The sequence below is a fragment of the Fusicatenibacter sp. genome (assembly GCF_050872605.1).
GTDB lineage: Bacteria > Bacillota > Clostridia > Lachnospirales > Lachnospiraceae > Fusicatenibacter.
Genome location: NZ_JBNMHD010000019.1, coordinates 47,480 through 54,727, shown reverse-complemented (window position 1 = coordinate 54,727; position 7,248 = coordinate 47,480). Strand labels below are relative to the sequence as shown.

The window sequence follows — 7,248 nt, the reverse complement described above, 5'->3', positions numbered from 1 at the left end:
TTCTTAGATACGCTCTACTGCCATGGTAACCTTTTCGGAGTTGATATTCCACTCCTTCTCATAGCCCTTTGTCTCTCCAGTCACGATTTCTTCTGCCAGAACTTCAGATTTAATTTCATCACCATGGTTTTTCATGATGCTTACAATCTTGTCGTTGTCTTTTGCATATACTCTGATCTTGTCCATAACCTCAAAGCCGGCCTCTTTACGCATGGTCTGGATTTTACTTACCAGCTCACGAACAAAACCTTCCTCGATCAGTTCCGGAGTCAGATTGGTATCCAGAACAACGGTGATTGTATGGTCGGATTCGGATACATAGCCTTCCATCTGTGCCATGTCAATTAACAAATCCTCCTCTAATAATACAATTTCCTGTCCATCGATGTCAAGTTTAAGTTCGCCGGTGCTCTTGAGCTCTGCCATAGCCTTGTTTCCATCCAGCTCAGACAGGGTTGTTTTGATCTTGTTCAGGAGTTTTCCGTATTTTGGTCCTACGGTACGCATCTGCGGTTTGAAGCTGTAGCTGATGAAATCTGCGATGTCATCTTTAAATACAACTTCTTTGACATTCAGCTCGTCCTCGATGATCTCTTTGTAGAATTCGGAAAGCTGGAACTCGCTCTTCACGTACATGGTTCCGATCGGCTGACGGTTTTTGATATTGGCAGTATTTCTTGCGGCACGTCCCATAACGACGATCTCCAGCAGGTCTGCCATATCCTCTTCCATCTTCGGATCGATCCAGTTCTCATGTACCTCCGGGAAGTCGCACAGATGGATACTTTCCGGTGCACTTGCATCGATGCTCTTTACGAGGTTCTGATAAATATCCTCTGTCATGAACGGAATCATCGGAGCTGCTGCTTTTGCAACGGTCACCAGTGCGGTGTACAGAGTCATGTAAGCATTGATCTTATCCTGCTCCATGCCTTTTGCCCAGAAACGCTCACGGGAGCGGCGTACATACCAGTTACTCATATCATCCACGAAGGACTGCAGTGCTTTTGCCGCTTCCGGGATACGGTAATTTGCCAGGTTGTCGTCTACTGCTTTTACAGTGGATTCCAGACGGGACAGCAGCCATTTATCCATAACAGCCAGTTTGTCATATTCCAGACTGTATTTTGTTGCATCGAAGTTGTCGATGTTTGCATACAGGACAAAGAACGCGTAGGTGTTCCACAGGGTTCCCATGAACTTTCTCTGTCCTTCCACGACCGTCTTGCCTGCGAAACGGCTCGGCAGCCACGGAGCACTGCTGGTGTAGAAGTACCAGCGGATCGCATCGGCACCGTAGGTCTGCAGTGCGTCAAACGGATCTACCGCATTTCCTTTGGATTTACTCATCTTCTGTCCGTTCTCATCCTGTACCAGACCAAGAACGATAACGTTCTCGTACGGTGCTTTGTTGAACAGCAGAGTGGAAATTGCAAGCAGGGAGTAGAACCATCCACGTGTCTGGTCTACAGCCTCGGAAATAAACTGTGCCGGGAACTGTTTCTCGAAGGTTTCTTTGTTCTCGAATGGATAGTGATGCTGTGCGAACGGCATGGAGCCGGAATCGAACCAGCAGTCGATAACCTCCGGTACACGGTGCATCTCTTTACCGCATTTCGGGCACTTGATGGTCACTGCGTCGATGTATGGGCGGTGAAGCTCGATGTCATCCGGGCAGTTGTCGGCTTTTTCTTTCAGCTCTTCGATACTGCCGATGCAGTCCTGATGGCCACATTCACACTGCCATACCGGAAGCGGAGTTCCCCAGTAACGGTTTCTGGAAAGTCCCCAGTCCTGAACATTTTCCAGCCAGTCGCCGAAGCGTCCTTTTCCGATGCTCTCCGGAATCCAGTTGATGGTGTTGTTGTTGCGGATCAGATCCTCTTTTACTGCAGTCATGCGGATGAACCAGGTCTCACGTGCATAGTAGATCAGCGGAGTATCGCATCTCCAGCAGTGCGGGTAGCTGTGCTCAAACAGCGGTGCATCAAACAGAAGATCCTTGTCCTCGAGTGCCTGCAGAACCGCCATATCTGCTTTCTTGCAGAAGGTGCCCGCCCAAGGAGTTTCCTCGGTCATTTCACCTTTTTCGTTTACGAGCTGTACGAAAGGAAGATCGTATCTGTGGCCGACTTTGGAGTCGTCCTCACCAAATGCAGGGGCGATATGAACAACACCGGTACCATCGGTCAGTGTTACGTAGGTATCGCAGACTACATAGTATGCTTTTTTGTTTCCGATTCTCTTCTCAGCGTACGGGAACAGCGGCTCGTACTCTTTGAACTCGAGATCTTTACCCTGATAATGCTCCAGGATTTCAGCGCCCTCACCGAGAACGGTGTCTACCAGAGCAGCTGCCATATAATAGGTATATCCTTTGCTTGTTACTTTTACATAATCCTCATCCGGGTTGACGCAGAGTGCAACGTTGGACGGAAGGGTCCACGGTGTGGTGGTCCATGCCAGGATGTAAGCGTCCTCGCCTTTTACTTTAAAGCGGACAACGGCTGAACGTTCTTTGACATCTTTGTATCCCTGCGCTACTTCGTGGGAAGAAAGCGGGGTACCGCAGCGCGGGCAGTAAGGAACAATTTTGTGTCCTTCGTACAGAAGACCTTTCTTCCAGATCTCTTTTAATGCCCACCACTCGGACTCGATGTAATCGTTATGATACGTAACGTATGGGTTTTTCATATCAGCCCAGAAGCCAACGGTATGGGAGAAGTCTTCCCACATTCCCTCGTATTTCCATACGCTCTCTTTACACTGCTCGATGAATGGCTCTACGCCGTATTTTTCGATCTGGTCTTTTCCGTCCAGACCGAGTTTTTTCTCAACTTCCAGCTCTACCGGCAGTCCGTGGGTATCCCAGCCTGCTTTTCTCGGTACCTGATAACCCTTCATGGTACGGTATCTCGGGATCATATCCTTGATAACACGGGTCTCTACGTGGCCGATGTGCGGTTTTCCGTTTGCGGTCGGCGGTCCGTCATAGAACACGTAGGACGGATTTCCTTCACGCACTTTCATACTTTTTTCGAAGATCTGATTGTCTTCCCAGAACTTCTCAACCTGTTTTTCTCTCTCGACAAAGTTCATGTCGGTTGAAACTTTCTTGTACATGCTTGTACCTCCTGAAACTTAAGTTTCTCGTTTGATTTGCTCGTTATCGCGGCAGTCGCCAGGGTCGCGTGCAGACACAGGCTCTGACTCGTTACTCGCGTAAAATAAGAAAAAGCTCCCGCCCTGTAATAGGACGAAAGCTGTACTTATCGTAACCACCTGTTACATACTATCATATGCATTTCCTGTAACGGGGAACGGCCGGCAACTTCTTAACACTGCTCTCCGGCTTTCTATATTTTATGCACCGGGTACACAGATTCAGAACTGCAACTTGGAAGTGATGTTCACCTGCCGCTACTTGTACCGGACTCCCACCATCCCCGGCTCGCTTTCCACAGACCGTTCACGCGCAGACTACTGTCTTCGTCATCGTTTTTCATGCCTTATTATAACTAGGGGCTGTGAGCGTTGTCAAGAGCGGAAAGCATATTTTATCGGTTCTTTTCCGCGATTTTACAGGATTTTCGGGGGTGTGCGTTGCTATTTGGATGGGGGAATGGTAAAATCGGGGTATAAGTCAAAGGGGATATTCTGCTGGTTGGTGTTAATTATGATAAGAAGACGAAGGTACATGAGTGTCGGATTGAGAAATATTTGAAATCAGGAGAAAAATAATGAAAGTTGTGATTGCAATTGATTCTTTTAAAGGAAGCCTCTCTTCTTTGCAGGCTGGAAAGGCGGCTGCAGAAGGGATTCATCGTGTGAAACCTGAAGCGGAGACAGTTGTCCGGACACTGGCGGACGGCGGGGAAGGGACGGTTCAGGCTTTGACGGAAGGGCTGGGCGGACGGTTTGTATCAGTTCCTGTGACGGGCCCGGCTGGTAAGACGGTTTTGTGCCAGCATGGTGTGATCGAGCAGACACACACGGCTGTCATTGAAATGTCCGGGGCTGCGGGCATTACGCTGGTGTCGGGCGCGGAGCGGAATCCGCTGTATACGACGACGTACGGTGTGGGTGAAGTCATCCGGGATGCAGTGCTGCGGGGCTGCCGCCATTTTATTGTAGGAATTGGCGGAAGCGCAACGAATGACGGCGGAATTGGAATGCTGCAGGCACTTGGGTTTGGAATGCTCGCCGCGGATGGAAAACAGGTTCCGTTTGGTGCGATTGGGCTGGAATCTCTCGCCGCGATTACAACAGCCCACGTTCTGCCGGAACTGTCGGAATGTACCTTCCGCATTGCCTGTGATGTGACGAATCCGCTCTGCGGTTTCAACGGGTGCAGCGCAGTTTTCGGGCCGCAGAAAGGGGCGGATGCAGACATGATTGCGCGGATGGATTCGGCGCTTGCCTCTTATGCCTCCCTCTGTCAGAAACAGTTTCCAAAAGCTGATCCAGCTGCGCCTGGAACGGGGGCCGCGGGCGGTCTGGGATTTGCTTTTCAGACATTTCTGCCGGCAGTTCTCGAGCCGGGGATTCAGATTGTGCTGGACGAAATCAGACTTCGGGATGATGTGCGCGATGCCGATCTTGTCATCACCGGCGAGGGACGGCTCGACGGGCAGACCGTGATGGGAAAAGCACCGATCGGGGCTGCAAAGCTGGCGAAAGAATACGGCAAACCGGTCATCGCATTCTCCGGCTGTGTCACAAAAGACGCATCCGCATGTAACGCTGCCGGAATTGATGCCTTTTTCCCGATTCTGCGAAGCGTCGTTTCACTTAAGGAGGCTATGGATGTGAAAAATGCTGCTGAAAATATGACAAATACGGTGGAGCAGGCTTTTCGGCTGTTTTTACTTCATTAAAAGATAAGACCGTTTTCTCCTGTTATGATTGTTGCAGGAAAAAATGGTCTTGTATTTTCTTTATTTTCTTCCAAGGTAACGGTTTACGGTTCTCTTGTATTCCTCATATGGCTTTCCAAATGCTTTCGCAAGAAACGGCTCTTCGACGTTCACGATCTGGATGTGAAACATCACCATCGGAAAGATGGATGCTGCGCATAAAATCCCGTTAAAGAACATCAGCAGGATTCCCAGGTAGACCAGATCGAATCCAAGAAACGCAGGATTACGGCTGATCTGGTAAATTCCATCGGTAACGAGTTCTGTTTTGTCTGTTTCGGAAACGCCCGCGCGCCAACTGTCGCGCATGGTCAGAACGGAGACGATGAAAACCACATCGCCGCAGACCGCAAGTACAAATCCGATCACCCGCATAGCAGGCGGCATGGATGAGGCACTGCGCCAGATGCTGATGACTTCCACGATCAGCACCAGAAACGTAGCGGTTTTCATGGTAAGCTCAATCGCTTTTGTTTTCCCTGCTTTTCCTTTTCCCATCTGATCCGTCTGGATTCCCTGGCGTCTCTGTGCCATCATTTTTCCCAGATAGCATCCGTAAAATACGAGCAAAACTGCGATTGCCCCAAGTTGAAATCCCATGGTTCACCGCCTTTTATCGTTTGTCTTCCACGCCAAGAATCTGTCCCACAAACACGATATGCGGTTGCCAGCCTCCTTTGAAATCCGGGTAGACTTTTGGCATGGAAGCGTAGTATTCCTGGATTTCCAGTGCGAGATCTTCTTTGGCGAACTGGTGCTGATACAGTTTTTTGCAGAGGAAGGTCAGGTTTGCCTCCTCGTATGTTACGCCGTCGCCGATGGCAGCCGGGGTGAGGCCTGCGGCGGCAGCTTTGTCTCCGTCACGGCCGGAGTGACCGCCCATGTAGCCCAGCGCTTTGCGGTACTGATCCGGGTAAAAGCTCACGGTGAAGGTGTCGCTTTCTTTCAGGAACTCACTTGTGTAGCGCGCCGGGTGCACATAAACCGTTACGGTTGAAATGGTTTTCCGGTCGGCTGCCCAGATATTTCCGAGGCTTCCCCAGCCGATCGTACAGCTGTTGAAATGATCCATTCCGCCGGCGGTGACAAGCGCCCACTGTTTGTCGAACATTTCAAATACCTTGTAGTCTTCCTGTCTAAAATCTTTCATTGTAAAATCCTCCCATGTTCTTTTCTCTTTATTTTTTTACTGCTTTCACCAACAGCATCATCGGCCGGCGCAGCTCATCCTTCATCCCCGGGATGTCCATCATTGTTTCCGGCGGCATGGCTTCCTCCACGGCTTTCAGTTCGAAGCCGTTGTTCAAAATACCATTCCCTTTCCCATCAGATTTTTGCTAATCCTGCATAAAACCCACCTATTCATTCTGTAACTTTTGTCTTTATTTTGCTGTCCATTCTTTCAGCGCTGCCGTAACTCTTCGGTCGATGTCTTTTCGCGTTGCCTCGCATTCCTTTGGATAATCTTTTGCGGCTTTGAATACAAAGCGCATCACAAATTTCAGGCCGATCGGGAGTGCGATGCGGAGCATGCCTTCCGGCAGGACGAAATGGGTTCCGTGCTCGTAGGCGAGGGCCTCGTATTCGCAGGTGTGCGGGCGCTCCTGCAGACGCTTGTCCATGCGGCGGACGTATTTTCCGGCCTCCCAGAAAGAATCATCGTCTGCGCCGATCAGCAGCAGTTTTCCCTGAATGTTTTCGACTTTGATCATTTCTTCCTCGGTGTGCGATCTTACTTTTTCGGAGTCGATAAACAGACATGTTGACCGCTCGATATCTCCGGAGCCTTTTGTTTCTTCCTCAACTTTGTGCCAGTAGGTCGGATGCTCGTACACGAACGGCATGTAAGGAAGCGGCTCGCCTTTCCAGGAAATCGTCGATGCATTCGGAACCGGCCATTCGCGGCAGCCGTCCCGCTTGCCCTGTTTAAAACCCTGCCATACGAAATCGCTGCCGGTAAAGCTGACGGTCAGTGTGAGCTCCGGCAGATACGATGCGGCGGCAAGCGCAACCATTGCCGTTGTGCTCATTCCCATGATACCGATTTTTTTATTTCCATGCGCTTTCAGCCAACGGATCGCGGACTCGATACGCTCCAGCGGATAGTTGACATGACTGTAATTTTTCTTTCCGGGAGATACACAGAGCGCGTTCACGCCATTTCTGTGCAGCCATTTTGCACCGCATTTCGCCATGTAGTCATTCGGATCATCCCCGAACAGGCCGATGACGGCATGGTCGGCACCGTTTGGATTTTCATAATAGGTTGCGTAGAAGCCATCTGTTTCTGTTTCAAAAAACTGTTTTTTCATATTATTCGCCCTCGTTTTTT

At 50.0% G+C, this 7,248-nt stretch carries 6 protein-coding genes; 1 reads left to right on the top strand and 5 read right to left on the bottom strand.

Annotated elements, in window-relative coordinates:
- Positions 1-3: 3 nt before the first annotated feature.
- Positions 4-3,123, bottom strand: a complete 3,120-nt coding sequence (ileS, locus tag ACY2VT_RS07605; protein ID WP_055222021.1) for an isoleucine--tRNA ligase — start codon at positions 3,121-3,123, stop codon at positions 4-6.
- A 617-nt stretch (positions 3,124-3,740) separates the two neighbouring features.
- Here ileS and ACY2VT_RS07600 point away from each other — a divergent pair.
- Positions 3,741-4,877: a glycerate kinase family protein gene (locus tag ACY2VT_RS07600; protein WP_461879463.1), complete on the top strand. Its 1,137-nt coding sequence runs from the start codon at positions 3,741-3,743 to the stop codon at positions 4,875-4,877.
- Between the two features lie 60 nt (positions 4,878-4,937).
- Here the strand turns inward: ACY2VT_RS07600 and ACY2VT_RS07595 are convergent, their stop codons facing one another.
- The 4 genes from ACY2VT_RS07595 to ACY2VT_RS07580 all read right to left on the bottom strand — a co-directional run bounded on the left by ACY2VT_RS07595 (position 4,938) and on the right by ACY2VT_RS07580 (position 7,228).
- Positions 4,938-5,516 carry a methyltransferase family protein gene (locus ACY2VT_RS07595; protein WP_461874299.1) on the bottom strand — a complete coding sequence of 193 codons (579 nt, stop codon included), beginning with the start codon at positions 5,514-5,516 and terminating at the stop codon, positions 4,938-4,940.
- Between the two features lie 13 nt (positions 5,517-5,529).
- Positions 5,530-6,066, bottom strand: a complete 537-nt coding sequence (locus ACY2VT_RS07590) for a flavin reductase (RefSeq protein WP_461874298.1) — start codon at positions 6,064-6,066, stop codon at positions 5,530-5,532.
- A 28-nt stretch (positions 6,067-6,094) separates the two neighbouring features.
- Complete coding sequence (locus ACY2VT_RS07585) at positions 6,095-6,223, bottom strand: methyltransferase (RefSeq protein ID WP_461874297.1); 129 nt, start codon at positions 6,221-6,223, stop codon at positions 6,095-6,097.
- A 75-nt stretch (positions 6,224-6,298) separates the two neighbouring features.
- The gene (locus tag ACY2VT_RS07580; protein ID WP_461874296.1) at positions 6,299-7,228 is read right to left on the bottom strand and encodes an acyl-CoA thioester hydrolase/BAAT C-terminal domain-containing protein; all 930 of its coding nucleotides are present in this window, start codon (positions 7,226-7,228) and stop codon (positions 6,299-6,301) included.
- Between the last annotated feature and the right edge of the window lie 20 nt (positions 7,229-7,248).

Excerpts from the sequence above, each read along its gene's own strand:
- ileS (WP_055222021.1), bottom strand. The coding sequence starts at position 3,123 with ATGTACAAGAAAGTTTCAACCGACATGAACTTTGTCGAGAGAGAAAAA.
- ACY2VT_RS07600 (WP_461879463.1), top strand. The coding sequence starts at position 3,741 with ATGAAAGTTGTGATTGCAATTGATTCTTTTAAAGGAAGCCTCTCTTCT.
- ACY2VT_RS07595 (WP_461874299.1), bottom strand. The coding sequence starts at position 5,516 with ATGGGATTTCAACTTGGGGCAATCGCAGTTTTGCTCGTATTTTACGGA.
- ACY2VT_RS07590 (WP_461874298.1), bottom strand. The coding sequence starts at position 6,066 with ATGAAAGATTTTAGACAGGAAGACTACAAGGTATTTGAAATGTTCGAC.
- ACY2VT_RS07580 (WP_461874296.1), bottom strand. The coding sequence starts at position 7,228 with ATGAAAAAACAGTTTTTTGAAACAGAAACAGATGGCTTCTACGCAACC.